Source organism: Hymenobacter sp. HSC-4F20 (genome assembly GCF_019599275.1).
GTDB lineage: Bacteria > Bacteroidota > Bacteroidia > Cytophagales > Hymenobacteraceae > Hymenobacter.
The window spans coordinates 26,915-41,530 of sequence record NZ_JAHZTD010000007.1; the positions used below are offsets into that span (position 1 = coordinate 26,915).

Here is a 14,616-nt window from a genome sequence, read left to right on the forward strand (position 1 = left end):
AGAGCCGTTAGGCTACACCCCTTCGTCAGCACCCGGGCGGCCTGGGAGTCCGTTCCATTAATTCGGGTGGCTACTTTTCCTCCTTCAGGCCAATGGAGTCGTAGATTACAACTTTCTCCCAGCACGAAGCATACGCGTTCCGAAACTCATCGTGGGTGGGGTGCCGCTGATACCGTTCTTCCTCCTCGGCACTGTCGAAGAAGCACAGCCAGGAGTAAGTATACGTTCGTTCAATAACGTCGCGGGTAGTCTGAGCGGGCGTGCCAATGTGCGCCAGCTTAATCGAGGGAATAGTTTTGAGCATAGTCAGCCCTTCTAGTAATCTGGCTTTTTCCTCTGCGCTGGCGTTGGCCGGGGTGTAAAACAGCACGTGGTGCACAAAGCATTCAGGTGAAAAGGGCGCGCTCATAAGTTCCGGCTGATGTTGGTTGTAGCTAGTTCGTTATTTTAAGGGAAAGACGTAGCACCTGTTTCCCCACTGAAGGCGCGCAGGCTATACCTTACCCTTTACCTCTATTACGTGTAGGCGAATTGGCCCGCCTACCTTTTTCAGTGCCAGCCAGGCTCCGGCGTAGCGCCAAAGCAGCTAATCAGGCGGATGATTATATGTAGTACTGCAGGTTTTCCTTGGTAATGATGTCCAGGGGCAGATACGTAACCGGGGCAATTTCCTTCTTGAAAATCAGCTGGTCAGCCAAGGCGCAAATTCCCCGGTAGCCTTGCTGCTTCGGGTTCTGATTGATGAGAAAATCAATGATTCCTTCCCGCAGGAAATGCCTATTTCGCTCCAGCAGATCGTAGCCTACCAGCCGGATGTCCTCGCGGTGATAGGCCTGTAGGTAGGGGGCAATTTCGTACGCTTTGGAGGTGCTCACAAATATTCCTTTCAGGCGGGGCCCTTCTTCATCCAGCAGCTGGTTCAGCTGCCGGGCAAACGCGGGCTCGGCGGGGCTGGGCAGCGCAATGCTTCGCACTTTATACGCCGGGCCTGGGCTCCCGCGTTCTGCTGCCCGCTGCGCGAAATAATCCCGGAAACCTTGTTCCTTTTGCGTCACGTGGAGGGAGTTGGCCAAATCCTCGGCAATATGCGCCACCAGAAAAGTCCCGCCCTCGGCCTGCCCGAGCTGCGCCAGCTTGCCCGCCAGAAAACCACTCTGATAGGAGTCCTGGCCCACGTAGCTCAGGTAGGGCAGCTCGGCAATGTGGGTGTTGAACAGCACATAAGGAATACGCCCCTGCTGCCAGCGCTGAAAAAAGGCCAGGGACTCCCGGTAAAACAGCGGCGCAATCAAAATGCCGTCGGGACGGGCCGCAGTAGCCTGGCCAGCCTGCTCCAGGAAGGAGTTTACCTGGCCCAGGTCATAAGGATACATGCTCAGCGTCACTCTGTAAGGCTTTAGCTCCCGCGCGGCCTGTTCGATGCCCTCCCAGGGGGCTTGCCAGTACGGGTCCAGGGTAGGGTCGGGCTGGATGGCCGCCAGCTGGTAGCTACGGTTGGCCCCGAGGGTGCGCGCCATCAGGTTCGGCTCGTAGGCCAACTCCTCCATCATGAGCAGCACCTTCTGGCGCACCGGCTCCGATACCCGGCCCCGGTTGTGTAATACCCGGTCAACGGTTCCTACCGAAACGTTTGCCTTTAGCGCAATATCCTTGAGCCGCACCGCTTTGTTACCCATACCGATAGTGTTTAGCATCCCTGGGGAAGGGACCCCCGAGCTGAAATCGAAAGTCAGCAAGGCATACGAAAGCCAGCGGCAGGCGTCTTGGTGCGAGGGCAGGCGCTATCATCCCGCCAGCCCACCGGGGCCTCCCTGCTGCTGTTGTCTGCCGGAAAGTATGCCGCCTGCGGCCCTACCTGCCAGGAGCCCTAGGCTACTTCAATATACACGAAGTCCGGTTCCCGGCCATACTATATACGTCTACTTTCATCCTTTATTTGTCCTAAGCCCTGGTTATGCCAGCACCTAAGGGCCTAGCCCTGGCTGCGGTGCGTGCGTGCGCGCGCACACCGCAGCCAGGGAATTTGCGTGTGCGCACACATTTATATTATAAATAGCTTGACTTATAAATTGTATACCGCTATGTTTAAGACATATAGCCGCTAAAGATTCGAAAAGTTCAATTGCGGTAGTAGCCCCTGCGACGGGCAGAAGAGTGCCCGCCCCACGTTGCACCACGCGTTGCTTAAGCCCGGTTCCGGCCCTGCTCCTTACCCCGACCGGTGCGTTGGCCGCCCGTAGTTTCCCCGCCATATTCTTGCTTCTTCACCGTTTCTCTTCGCCAGACAGCTATGGAAGTATTGAGCTACCCCGAAACCACTTACGAAAAGCTGCCAGTCACTATCTGCGAGCAGGCTCAGGAGGGCGCAGTGCAGATTGCCCACGAAATTGCGGCCCTTATCCGGCGCAAGCAGCAAAAGGGCAAGCCGGCAGTTCTGGGCCTGGCCACGGGCTCCTCGCCGATTGGCGTGTACCAGGAGCTGATCCGCCTGCACCGGGAAGAAGGCCTGAGCTTTCACAACGTCATCACCTTTAACCTGGATGAGTACTACCCCATTCAGCCGGATGCGCTGCAGAGCTACGTCTACTTCATGCACGAGCAGCTGTTCAACCACATTGATATCCGGCCCGAAAATGTGCACATCCCCGACGGCACCCTCCCCATCGAGCGGATAAAGGAGTATTGCCAGGCCTACGAAAAGCAGATTGAGGACGCGGGCGGGCTGGATTTGCAGCTACTCGGCATCGGGCGCACCGGGCACATCGGCTTCAATGAGCCAGGCTCGGGCCTTACTTCCACCACCCGGCTGGTAAAGCTGGATGCGCTGACAATTACGGACGCGGCCAAAGACTTTATTAAGGAAGAATACGTGCCCCTGCGGGCCCTAACGATGGGGGTAGGCACCATCATGAAAGCCCGCCGCATCATTCTAATGGCCTGGGGTGAAGGCAAGGCCAAGATCTTGCAGCAAACCGTAGAAGGCCGGGTGTCGGAGGAGGTGCCGGCCTCGTTTCTGCAGCAGCACCCCCACGTGCAGGTAGTCGTAGACCAGTGGGCAGCCCTGGAACTGACGCGCATCAAGACGCCCTGGCTGGTGGGCATGTGCACCTGGGACGACGCCCTGATCCGGCGGGCGGTTATCTGGCTGAGCCTGAAAATGCACAAGCCCATTCTGAAGCTGACGGATGAGGATTACAAGGATGGCAGCCTGAGTGACCTATTGGTAGAGGCGGGCAATGCCTACAACCTGAACATCAAGGTGTTCAACGCCATTCAGCACACCATTACCGGCTGGCCGGGCGGCAAGCCCAACTCCAACGATGCCCAGCGTCCGGAACGGGCCTTGCCGGCCCTGAAAACCTCCCTGATTTTCAGCCCCCACCCCGATGACGACGTTATTTCTATGGGCGGTACCCTGCTGCGCCTCGTCGACCAGGGCCACGACGTGCACGTGGCCTACCAGACCTCGGGCAACATTGCCGTGTTCGACGACGATGCCCGGCGCTACGCCGATTTTGCCTATGATTTCGCGGTTCGGCTGAACGCCGACGTGGACCGAATGCGGCGCGAGCGGGCGGAAGTGGTGGAGTTTCTGCGGAGTAAAAAGCTGGGGGAGGAAGACAGCCCGCTGGTGCAAAACATCAAGGCCCTGATTCGCAAGGGGGAAGCCGAGGCCGCCTGCCGCTTTTGCGGGGTAAAAGAGCCAAACGTGCACTTCATGAACATGCCGTTCTATGAAACGGGCCAGGTGAAAAAGAACCCATTGGGAGAAGCCGACATCCAGGCCGTGGTGGATATTCTGCAGCAAATCAGACCCCACCAGATTTTTGCGGCCGGCGACCTGCGCGACCCGCACGGCACCCACCGGGTGTGCCTGGACGCCATCTTCGCGGCCCTGGCCCGGCTAAAGGGCCGCGAAGCCTGGGTGGAGGACTGCTACCTCTGGCTGTACCGCGGAGCTTGGCAGGAATGGGACGTGGAAGAAATTGAAATGGCCGTGCCCATCAGCCCGGAAGAGCTGCTGCGCAAGCGCAAAGCCATCTTCAAGCATCAGTCGCAGAAGGATAGCGCCGTGTTTCCTGGCAACGACAAACGCGAGTTCTGGCAGCGGGCCGAAGACCGGAACCACGCTACAGCCCAGCTCTACGACCAGCTGGGCCTGACGGAGTATGAAGCCATTGAGGCCTTCGTGCGCTACCGGTTTTAGCCGGCGTTTTCGCCCCTGAAAGGCTCCCCAGATCCGCCCCGGGCGCCTGTGACTTCTGCTGGTATTCACTTGGGTAGCAAACGGCACGCCTATGAAAGTAACCTGTTTACTGCGTTTTGTACTGGTAGCTCTGCTGCTGGGGCCGGCCGGAGCCTGGGCCCAGTTCCGGGTGGTAGGCTACGTGCCTTCCTGGCGCGGGGAAGTCAGCGGCGCCCAGCTGCGCCAGCTTACCCACGTCAACTACGCCTTTGTGCAGCCTACCCCCACCGGCGGCCTGGAGCCCATCCGCAACCCCCAGAAGCTGCGGCAGCTGGTAGCCGCGGCCCACGCGGCCCGGGTGCGGGTGCTGATATCGGTAGGGGGCTGGCACGACGGGGACCACAGCGCTTTCGACTCTATTGGAGCCCGCCCAAGCTACCGCCAGGCGCTGACTACCAACCTGCTGCGCTTTGTGGAGGAGTACCAACTGGATGGGGTGGATATGGACTGGGAGCACCCTGATTCCACCACGGCTCCCGGCTACGCAGCCCTGATGCAGCAGCTCGACCTAGAGCTGCACGCCCGGGGCAAGCTGCTGACGGCAGCCGTGGCCGGGGGCACCTGGGCCGGGCCGGGCATTCTGCCCAGCGTTTTTAAGAATGTTGATTTCCTCAACATCATGGCCTACGACGACACCCCGCCCGACCACTCTACCTACGCGGCCGCTGAGCAAACCCTGGCTTACTGGAAGGGCCGCGGGCTGCCCACTAGCAAAGCTGTGCTGGGCGTGCCCTTCTACGGTAAGCCGAGTGGGGAAGCGTTCCGTGTGCTGCTGGCCCGGGGCGCCAGCCCGCAGGCCGACCGGTTTCAGGGGGAGGGCTACAACGGGCTGCCCACCATCGTCAGCAAAACCCATCTTGCCCTACGTCAAGCCAGCGGCATCATGATCTGGGAGCTAACCCAGGACGCCGCGGGTAGCAATTCCCTGCTCACGGCCATTACCCAGGCTTTAGCCAAGCAACCGGGCCGCTCCTCCAAGAGGCGCTAAAAAGGCGCTTAGCTAGGTACAAGGCCCGTCGTGGCAATGTAGTGCACTGATTGTTACTATGTTGCTATATCGTATTATTGATTAGTTACCTATTGGGCCTGACCGGCGCTACCCACTCTTTCCCCCCCCGGATTCATTTCCCGTTGCCCTGCTTCTCTTGCTCTGCCTGTCTCCTGCCTTCTTTCGCCTTCGGAGCCTGCTTGCCTTGTCGCTTTTTTTCAACCTTCTACCCGACAGTTTATGAAAAGATTTACTAGGCTTACCTGGTTGCTTGTGCTGGGTGCCCCTGGCCTGGCCCAGGCCCAAACTGCACCCGTAACCGGACAAGTAACCGATGGCAAAGGGCAGGCCCTGCCGGGGGTGACAGTGCTCGTGCGCGGAGCCCAGCAAGGCACCAGCACCGATGCGGAAGGCCGGTTCTCGGTGGAGGCAGCGGAGTCGGCTACGCTGGTTTTCTCCTCCATTGGCTTCGATCCGCAGACCGTGAGCGTGGGCGGCCAGCGCGTCATCAACGTGACCTTGCGCGAAAGCGCCCAGGTGCTGAATGAGGTAGTTGTAACGGCCCTGGGGGTAGCACGGGAGCGCAAAGCCCTGGGCTACTCCGTCACGGAAGTGCAGGGCGAGTCGCTGACTCAGGCGCGGGAAACGAACGTGGCCAACTCCTTGGTAGGCAAAGTGGCCGGGCTGAACGTCAACTCCACATCGGGCGGGCCGGGCTCCTCGAGTAACGTCATCATCCGGGGTGCCTCCAGCCTGAACCAGACTAACCAGCCGCTCTACGTCATCAACGGGGTGCCGGTGGAAAGCCAGCCCAGCGGCGGCGCGGGCGCTACCATCGGTAACAGCGGCGGCCAGTACGATAACGCCCCCGACTTCGGCGACCCTATCTCCAACCTCAACCCCGACGATATTGAAAGTATTTCGGTGCTTAAGGGGGCGGCGGCCTCGGCTCTGTACGGCTACCGGGCCAAGGCCGGCGTTATTCTGATTACCACCAAGAGCGCCAAGGGCAACGACGGCCTGGAGTTCAACAGCAACTACGTGGCCCAGCAGGTGTTCAACCTCACCGACTGGCAGTACGAGTACGGCCAGGGCGCCAACAACATCAAGCCTACTACGGCCGTCATTGCTGCGCAGGCCGGCAACTCCAGCTGGGGCGCCCGCCTCGACGGCTCCCAGGTGGTGCAGTTCGATGGCACAACGCGGCCCTACGTGGCCCAGAAAAACAACATTGAGAACTTTTACCGCACGGGTAGCAGCTTTACCAACACGCTGGCCTTTAACAAAAGCTTCACGGGTGGCTCCGTGCGCCTGTCGGCCAGCAACCTCGACAATAAATCGGTGGTGCCCAATTCCCGGCTCGACCGTCAGACGTTCAATTTTGTAGGCACGTTTGACCCCTTCAAACACCTGGTGATTGATGCGCGGGCCAACTACATTCTGGAGCAGGCTAAGAACCGGCCCATCCTCTCCGACGGGGCCGGCAATGCCAACTTCAACGTTACCTTCCTGCCTACCAGCCTGGACGTGCGCGACCTGAAAGGCCCGAATGGGAATGGCACTGGGGCCGATGGCAATGAGCTGACTTTCAACACGGGCAACCCCTTCAACACCAACCCTTATTTCGCGGCCAACCAGTTTGTCAACGACACCCGGCGCGAGCGGCTGATTTCCTCGCTGTCGGCGCGCTATACCCTGGATAACGGCCTGTTTCTGCAGGGGCGGGCGGGGCGTGACTCTTACACCGACCGCATCACCAACGTAACGCCCTCGGGCACAGCCTACCGGCCCACGGGCAGCATCACGGAAATCACCTCCCAGTTCACCGACCTCAACGCCGACGTGCTGGCCGGCAAGACCTTTACGGTGGGCGAAGCCTTCAGCTTCACGCCTAACCTGGGGGCCAGCTACCGCCGCACCAAGCTGGAGGGCTTCCGTAATTCGGGCGACGATTTTGCCGTATTCGGCATCAACGCGCTGGGGAACACTCGCACCCGGACTGTGGCACCCTTATTCAGCGACCTGGAGGTGCAATCAGTGTACGGTTCGCTGGATTTGTCCTATAAGGAGTTTCTGTTCCTGACTGCCACGGTACGGCGCGACTGGTTTTCCACCCTGGCCACGCCGGGCCTCGATAACGACCTGAGCACCACGTACCCAGCTGTCAGTGGCTCCTTTGTATTCTCAGAGCTGTGGAAGCCGGATTTCCTGTCCTTCGGCAAGGTGCGGGCGGGCTACTCTCGGGTAGGTCAGGCCACGGATCCGTACCGGACGCAGCTGAACTACTCTTTGTCCTCCATTCCGTTGGCGGGTTTTCCCTACGGGGGCCCCTCGGACCCCAACATCCCGAACAGCCGCCTAGTAGCCTCGGAAGCTACGGAGGTAGAGGTAGGCACCGAGCTGGCCTTTATTGACAGCCGGGTGCGGGTGGATTTAACTTTCTACAAGAAGAAATCCTCGAAGGAGATTGTAAACACGCCCGCCTCCATCACCTCGGGCTACTCGGGGGCCGTGCTTAATGCGGGCGAGCTGGAAAACAAGGGCGTGGAACTGCTGCTGACCGTGACGCCCGTGCGCACGGACAACTTCACCTGGACTTCCTCCTTTAACACGGCCTACAATAAGAGCACGGTGCTTTCCCTGGCGGCTGGGCAGGAGCAGTCGGTGTACGCTACCTCCCGCTCCGGCGTGGGCTTCGTGGGGCAGCTGGTGGGTAAGCCGTTCGGGCAAATTCTGGCCTACGACTACCAGCGCGACGCGGAGGGCAACATTGTGCTGACAACCAACGGCGTACCGGCCCGCGGCAACCTGACGTCCTTCGGCACCGCCTTCCACCCCTGGACCGGCGGCTGGAGCAACGACTTCACCTACAAGCGCCTGAGCCTGGGCGTGCTGATTGATGGGAAGTTTGGGGCCAAGATCTTCTCGGCCACCGATTACTACGCTACCATCTTCGGCCTGCACAAGCAAACCCTGGTAAACCGGGAAGGCACCTTCGGCCCCAGCAACCTGGATGCGGCCACCTACTACAGCACCCAGGCCAACAACGTTTCCAGCCAGTTTGTGCAGGATGCCGGTTTCATTAAGCTGCGGCAGGTAACGCTGGGCTACTCGTTTGGCAACTCGCTGCTGGGCGGCAAAATCCAGCGGCTAAACCTGAGTTTGGTGGCCCGGAACCTGTTTTTCATCCGGCGCCTGGCCGACAACATCGACCCCGAGGGGAGCTACAACGCCTTTTCGCAGGGCCTGGAGCTGGGCGGCGTGCCGCCCTTCCGCACCTACGGCCTCAACCTGAGCGCGAAGTTCTAGGGCCCGCCTCATCCACTCATTCTACTGTCAAGCTCCATGAAAAGCCTATTTCCTAACTATACTGCGTTGGTGGGCGCTCTGCTGCTGGCCGGCGGCTGCACCGACAACTTCGACGACATCAACACCAACCCGACGACCTACAGCCAGGCCTCGTTCAATCCGAACTACGTGCTGACCCAGACCCAGCTCACGTACACCGGCAGCACCGACTTTGCCTTTGAAACCTGGCGCGGCAACCTGATTTACTGCGCCACCATGATGCAAGGAATGGCCACGGTAATCAGCTACTGGGGCGGCGACAAATACCTGCTCAACGAGGGCTACACGGCCGCCTACTGGGAAAAAAGCTACAGCGAGCAGGTAAAGCCCGTTACGGACCTAGTGGAGTCTACCCGGGGTAAAGGCTCCTACAAAAACCTGCACCAGATAGCCCGTATTATGCGCGTGCTGGTAATGCAGCGCCTCACCGACCTCTACGGCGACGTGCCCTACACCCAGGCGGGCCAGGGCTACTACCAGAACATCATTACGCCTCAGTACGACAAGCAGGAGGCCATCTACGCCGATATGCTCAAGGAAGTGAGCGAGGCTACCGCCGCCCTCGACCCGGCCGCCGACGCGCCGGCCGGCGACGTATTTTACAAGGGCAATATCGCGCAGTGGCAGCGCCTGGGCAACTCCGTGCTGCTGCGCCTGGCCATGCGCCTGACCAAGGTGAACGAAGCCACCGCCCGCACCTACGCTACCCAGGTACAGGGCAAAACCCTACAGAGCAACGCCGATAACGCCATCGTTCCGCATGACGTGGCCGGGGGCCGCGCTACCCAGAACCGCAACAGCCAGGTGCTGCTCGGCGACGGTGGTCAGGAGCACTACTACGTGAAGTGGTCGAAAACCTTTATCGACTACCTGAAAACCAACAACGACCCGCGCCTGTCGAAGATAGCCGTAACCCAGCTCTACCTCACGCCCACCAGCAAAACCCAGAACGCGGCCCCCATTTCGACGGCTGCCGCGCAAAAAGGCCTGCCCAACGGCCGGGACCTCAGCGGGCGGGCTGCCTATGATGTTTCCACGGCTCCGGGCTACACCACCTTCCCCGACTATTCCTCGCCCAGCCCCGGCATGATTAAGCGCAACGGCCCCACGTTCGTGATGACCTACGCCGAGACGGAGCTGCTGCTGGCGGAGGCAGCCCAGCGTTGGGGCCTGGGCAGCGCCACCCAGCACTACACCAACGGCGTAACGGCCGCCATGACCTACCTCAGCCAGTACGACCCAGCCCTGACCGTGACGCCCGCGGAAGCCAGCGCCTACCTCACGGCCAACCCCTACAACGCTGGCCGGGGCCTGGAGCAAATCAACACGCAATACTGGGCCCTAACCAACACCATGCTGGACTTCTACGAGTCCTGGTCGAACTGGCGCCGCACGGGCTTCCCGGTCCTGACGCCGGTAGTCTACCCCAACAATGCCACCAACGGCCAGATTCCGCGCCGCTTCCCGTACCCGACCTCGGAAATCACCAGCAACCCCGATAACTACCGCGCCGCCAGCGGCGCCGTACCCGGCGGCGACAACCTCACCGGCCGCGTGTGGTGGGATAAGTAAGCAACCGATAGGCGTGCCGCGTGCTTGTTGTAAGGTATTTCAGTGCAAAAAGAACCTTCCGCCAAGCGGAGTCGAGCCCAAGGTCGACGGAGGCAAGCATCCTACTTGGTTGATGTCGAGGGTCTATAAAGCAAAACACATCCTGTTGAGCCCCGCGAGGCAGCTCTCCGTCTTGGTTCCCAGGGGTGGGTTAACCTAAGGTAGAGCTGCTCGCGGGGATTAGCAGGACACGTCTTGCTTGGGCAACGAAGCGGCAGAGCTGCTGCCGATCCGCTCAACAGGACGTTCTTTATTCGTTTATTTCACCCAATACGTTCCTACCTTCCTTTTCTAGCCCAGCCTTTCATGCCCGTTCGATTTTCTCTCCCTACCCGTTTTTTCGTCGTAGCGTCGGTCATCTTTCTTGCCGGTCAGCCTGGGCTGGCGCAGCAGGCAGAAACGCCGGCCCAGCGGCTGGGCCTGATTCCCTTGCCCCGGGAAGTAAAGACCTCGGCCGGCACCTATTCCCTACCCCAGAAAATCAGCATCTACGCCAGCAGCCCTGAGGAGCGCAACGTGGCCACCCTCTTGCAGGGCCTGCTGGCGCCCCTGGGCAAAACCGCTACCCTCACCACCAGCCGCCAAGCCGCCCAGATCAGGCTGGTAACAGCCGCCGGGACGGGGCCCACTCCGGAAGGCTACCAACTGGCCGTTGGCACCGACGGCATCCAGATTACGGCCGCCGGGGGGGCGGGGCTGTTCTACGGGGCCCAAACCCTGCTGCAACTGCTGCCTCCGCGGTCCGCGGCTACCACGAGCGTACCCTACGTGCGCATTGCCGACGAGCCGGCGTTTCGCTGGCGCGGGGCCATGCTGGACGTGTGCCGCCACTTCTTTCCGGTGGAGTTTATCAAGCGCTACATTGATTTCCTGGCCGCCTACAAGCTCAATACCTTCCACTGGCACCTTACCGACGACCAGGGCTGGCGCATTGAAATCAAGAAGTACCCCAAGCTCACGCAGGTCAGCGCTTTCCGCAAGGAAACCCTGATTGGGGCCCAGCAGACGTTTAAAAAGCCCGAGGATTTCAAGTACGATGCTACCCCGTACGGCGGCTTTTACACCCAGGAGCAAATCCGGGAGGTAGTGGCCTACGCTCAAAAGCGCTACATCACCATCGTGCCCGAAATTGAGATGCCTGGCCACTCGGTAGCTATTCTGGCTGCTTACCCCGAGCTGGCCTGCAAGCCCGGCCCCTACGAAACCTGGACCATGTGGGGCGTGAACGAGGACATTGTGTGCCCTACCGAGCCCACGTTCCGCTTTTTTGAGGATGTACTCACGGAGGTCAGTGCCCTGTTTCCCGGGCCCTACGTGCATATTGGCGGCGACGAAGCACCCAAAACTCGCTGGAAGGAAAGTGCGGCCGTGCAGGATATTATGAAGCGGGAGGGCATCACGGACGTGGAGAAAGTGCAGGGCTGGTTTAACCGCCGCATCGAGAAGTTTCTGGCCAGCAAGGGCAAAAAGCTCATTGGCTGGGACGAAATTCTGGAGGGGGGCATTCCCACCAGCGCGGCCGTGATGAGCTGGCGGGGCGAGAAAGGCGGCATTGAGGCAGCCAAGGCGGGCCACGATGTGGTAATGACGCCTACTACGAATCTGTACATCGATTACGGCCAGAACCCGCAGCCCCACAGCCCCAATGAGCCGCTGATGATTGGCGGCTACCTGCCCCTGGACAGGATCTACAACTACAACCCCCTGCCCAAAGAGCTGACCCTGGAGCAGCAAAAGCACATTCTCGGGCCCCAAGCCAATATGTGGACGGAGTACATCACTACCCCCCAAAAGGTGGAGTATATGCTGTTTCCGCGGCTGCTGGCGGTTTCGGAGGTAGGCTGGACACCCGCCGCCCGTAAGAGCTACGCCGCGTTTGTGCCCCGCATGAGCCAGCACTTTGCCCGCCTCGATGCCAAGAAAATTAACTACCGCGTGCCCGAGCCCCTGGGCCTGGACAGCACCGGCTTGGCGGCTCCCGGCGAAAAAGCCATCTTCACACTCCGCTCCCTGGTGCCCGGGGCCCAAATCCGCTACACCCTGGATGGCAAGCTGCCCGACGAAACTACCGAGCTGTACACCAAGCCTCTGGCCGTGCCCCGCAACCGCCAGCTCACGGTGCGCGCCGTTACCATCGCTCCCAACGGCCGCAAGAGTGCGCCCGCCGAGCTGCTGGTAAAATAGCGGGCTGCTTAGCGGGAGCCACGTGGAATCCGATGAGCTTTGCCAGCACCTTATGAATGAGGCGCCGCAGGGGCGCCCGAGGCCACTACGGTCCTGATGAAGCCAGGGGGCCTTCGTATACGCGCGGGAGAGGGCGTGGACGGTAGCTGTTGTGGCAAAAGCTTTTGGCTAACTGGTTGTGTGCCGGCGCATCGTATCTCGTGGGTGCTATGTCATTGTCAGGGCGCGCGGTACCGTGTAGCCTGATTGTGGCAAGAGAATTTTGCCGCGTGCAGCAGCTCCTGGCTTGAAATCAGTGCTTGGCCTTACGGGAGGCTACCCCAGGGCCCAGTTCAGCAGCAGCACCCCGATGAGCCCGACCACTGACACAATGGTTTCCATTACCGTCCAGGACCGGAGCGTATCCCGCACACTCAGGTTAAAGTATTCCTTGAACAGCCAAAAGCCTGTGTCGTTGAAGTGGGAAAGCAGCAGGCTCCCGGCCCCAATGGAGAGTACCATGAGGTTGGGGTTGGCATGCGTGCTGGCCATGGTGGGCAGCATCACGCCGGCGGCGGTGAGGCCGGCAATGGTAGCCGAGCCCAGGCACACGCGAATACCGGCGGCCACCAACCACCCCAGCAACAAGGGCGGCAGCCCTACTGCTTGCAGCGCAACGGCAATTTCGGCACTTACCCCACTGGCTACCAGCACCTGCTTCAACGCCCCGGCTCCGGCAATAATGAGCAGAATGGGGGCTACATCCTTTACCGCCGCCGAGTAGGTATCCATAACGGCCGCAACAGACTTGCCCAAGGCCAGGCCCAGGCTGCAGGTGGCTACTACCACCGCTAAGAGCAGGGCTACGGAAGGCTCAGCCAGGAAAGCCAGGGCCGGCTGCCACGGGCCGCCCGGAGGTACTGCCCGCTGCAAAGCCAGCACCCCGACCAGCAAGAACACGGGTAGCAGGGAGGAGCAGAAGCTGTTGAGCTTCCCCGGCAAGCTGTTTGCCGGGATAAATGCGGCCCCAAAGCCGGGCAAAGGCGCCGATACGATAGAGCGCAACGTGCGGCCGTACACAGGCCCGGCCAGAATAATAGCTGGAATGGCAATCAGCAGCCCGTAGAGAAAAGTAAGGCCCATATTGGCGTGAAACTGGGCCACCAGCGCCGTGGGGGAAGGGTGCGGCGGCAGAAACCCGTGCATAACCGATAAAGCCGCCAGCATGGGCAAGCCCACGTACACGGCCGGCAGGCGGTACTGGTACACCACGGAGAAAATCAGCGGAATCAGTAGCACAAAGCCCACATTGTAGAATAGCGGAATGCCAATGATAAAGCCCGCCATCATCAGCGTCCACTGAATGTAGCGGGTGCCAAACGTGCCGATCAGCGCGGAGGCAATTTGCTGGGCCGCCCCGCTTTCCGCTACCAGCTTGCCCAGCATGGCTCCCAGCACAATCACGAGCAGCACGGCGCCCAGCGTGTCTCCTACCCCCACGTACACGGCCTGCATCAGGGCCGTGGGGGCCAGCCCGAACACTAGCCCTACCCCGATGCTTACCAGCAGAAACGCGAGAAATGCATGCACTTTGGCCCAGCTGATTAAGGCAATCAGTACCAGCAGGGCAGTTAGCAGAAGAAGGATGCTCATGTATCTGGGGTAGCTGTTCTCCTTGTCCGGGGTTACATTTCCTGCTTGCGGCTCCCGATTCGCTCACTGGCCAGCTAGGAGCAGTGCTGCCTTACTACTCCAGCGCGGGCGAGAGGCGGGCCGCTCCCGGGAATTAAAACAACAGGGCCGGCCCAAGCTGCAAAAAAAACCGGACCTGGCCACTACCCTGGCCCGAAGGTGCCGGGGTAGTGGCCAGGACTCACTACGGGCCTGCGCCGCGGCTCCCGCAGGCTACATACGGGCTACACGGCCCCCCAGTCTGACACCCTACCCAGGTACTGGCACACGTAAGCCGCTCGGCAGGCAGAGTCCGGGCCTGCACTATCCTGCCTGTGGCCCCGTTAACCAGCGGTTCCTACTGGGGCTTTCGGTGCCTGGTACCGGCCGTTTCAGGTACCCACCGATACAGATGGCAGGGCCGGCTCCTGCCTCAACAGCATGCACCACCCCAGCGCAGTATGCAGCTGCAAAGTAAGATACTGCTACCTAGCTCAGCCACGAAGCTTCACTACCCGCCCCAGTACGGCAGGACGCCTACTCTGGTACCTGTGCATCCGCTGGGGGCTTGTTTGACCAGGTTCTGTAA

At 60.5% G+C, this 14,616-nt stretch carries 8 protein-coding genes; 5 read left to right on the forward strand and 3 right to left on the reverse strand.

Annotated elements, in window-relative coordinates; genetic code table 11:
• Nucleotides 1-70 precede the first annotated feature (70 nt).
• Both K3G63_RS21500 and K3G63_RS21505 read right to left on the reverse strand, forming a co-directional pair.
• The gene (locus K3G63_RS21500) at nt 71-409 is read right to left on the reverse strand and encodes a Dabb family protein (RefSeq protein ID WP_220616209.1); all 339 of its coding nucleotides are present in this window, start codon (nt 407-409) and stop codon (nt 71-73) included.
• 193 nt (nt 410-602) lie between these two features.
• Nucleotides 603-1,676, reverse strand: coding sequence for a LacI family DNA-binding transcriptional regulator (locus K3G63_RS21505; protein WP_220616210.1), 1,074 nt, complete (start codon nt 1,674-1,676; stop codon nt 603-605).
• A 614-nt stretch (nt 1,677-2,290) separates the two neighbouring features.
• Between K3G63_RS21505 and nagB the strand changes: the two genes are divergently transcribed.
• The 5 genes from nagB to K3G63_RS21530 all read left to right on the forward strand — a co-directional run bounded on the left by nagB (nt 2,291) and on the right by K3G63_RS21530 (nt 12,377).
• Entirely contained in the window at nt 2,291-4,207 is a 1,917-nt protein-coding gene (nagB, locus tag K3G63_RS21510) for a glucosamine-6-phosphate deaminase (RefSeq protein WP_220616211.1), read from the forward strand.
• A 91-nt stretch (nt 4,208-4,298) separates the two neighbouring features.
• Nucleotides 4,299-5,234 carry a glycosyl hydrolase family 18 protein gene (locus tag K3G63_RS21515; RefSeq protein WP_220616212.1) on the forward strand — a complete coding sequence of 312 codons (936 nt, stop codon included), beginning with the start codon at nt 4,299-4,301 and terminating at the stop codon, nt 5,232-5,234.
• 240 nt (nt 5,235-5,474) lie between these two features.
• On the forward strand, nt 5,475-8,543 hold the full coding sequence (locus K3G63_RS21520; RefSeq protein ID WP_220616213.1) for a SusC/RagA family TonB-linked outer membrane protein: 3,069 nt from the start codon (nt 5,475-5,477) through the stop codon (nt 8,541-8,543).
• 36 nt (nt 8,544-8,579) lie between these two features.
• Nucleotides 8,580-10,154, forward strand: coding sequence for a SusD/RagB family nutrient-binding outer membrane lipoprotein (locus tag K3G63_RS21525; RefSeq protein ID WP_220616214.1), 1,575 nt, complete (start codon nt 8,580-8,582; stop codon nt 10,152-10,154).
• Between the two features lie 345 nt (nt 10,155-10,499).
• Nucleotides 10,500-12,377 (forward strand): beta-N-acetylhexosaminidase, encoded by a 1,878-nt coding sequence (locus K3G63_RS21530; RefSeq protein WP_220616215.1) that lies wholly within the window; start codon nt 10,500-10,502, stop codon nt 12,375-12,377.
• A 315-nt stretch (nt 12,378-12,692) separates the two neighbouring features.
• Here the strand turns inward: K3G63_RS21530 and K3G63_RS21535 are convergent, their stop codons facing one another.
• Nucleotides 12,693-14,009: a gluconate:H+ symporter gene (locus K3G63_RS21535; RefSeq protein ID WP_220616216.1), complete on the reverse strand. Its 1,317-nt coding sequence runs from the start codon at nt 14,007-14,009 to the stop codon at nt 12,693-12,695.
• Nucleotides 14,010-14,616: the final 607 nt, after the last annotated feature.

Bases quoted from the DNA above. Each gene is read 5' to 3' on its own strand.
- nagB (WP_220616211.1), top strand. From the start codon at position 2,291: ATGGAAGTATTGAGCTACCCCGAAACCACTTACGAAAAGCTGCCAGTC.
- K3G63_RS21520 (WP_220616213.1), top strand. From the start codon at position 5,475: ATGAAAAGATTTACTAGGCTTACCTGGTTGCTTGTGCTGGGTGCCCCT.
- K3G63_RS21530 (WP_220616215.1), top strand. From the start codon at position 10,500: ATGCCCGTTCGATTTTCTCTCCCTACCCGTTTTTTCGTCGTAGCGTCG.
- K3G63_RS21515 (WP_220616212.1), top strand. From the start codon at position 4,299: ATGAAAGTAACCTGTTTACTGCGTTTTGTACTGGTAGCTCTGCTGCTG.
- K3G63_RS21505 (WP_220616210.1), bottom strand. From the start codon at position 1,676: ATGGGTAACAAAGCGGTGCGGCTCAAGGATATTGCGCTAAAGGCAAAC.
- K3G63_RS21525 (WP_220616214.1), top strand. From the start codon at position 8,580: ATGAAAAGCCTATTTCCTAACTATACTGCGTTGGTGGGCGCTCTGCTG.
- K3G63_RS21535 (WP_220616216.1), bottom strand. From the start codon at position 14,009: ATGAGCATCCTTCTTCTGCTAACTGCCCTGCTGGTACTGATTGCCTTA.
- K3G63_RS21500 (WP_220616209.1), bottom strand. From the start codon at position 409: ATGAGCGCGCCCTTTTCACCTGAATGCTTTGTGCACCACGTGCTGTTT.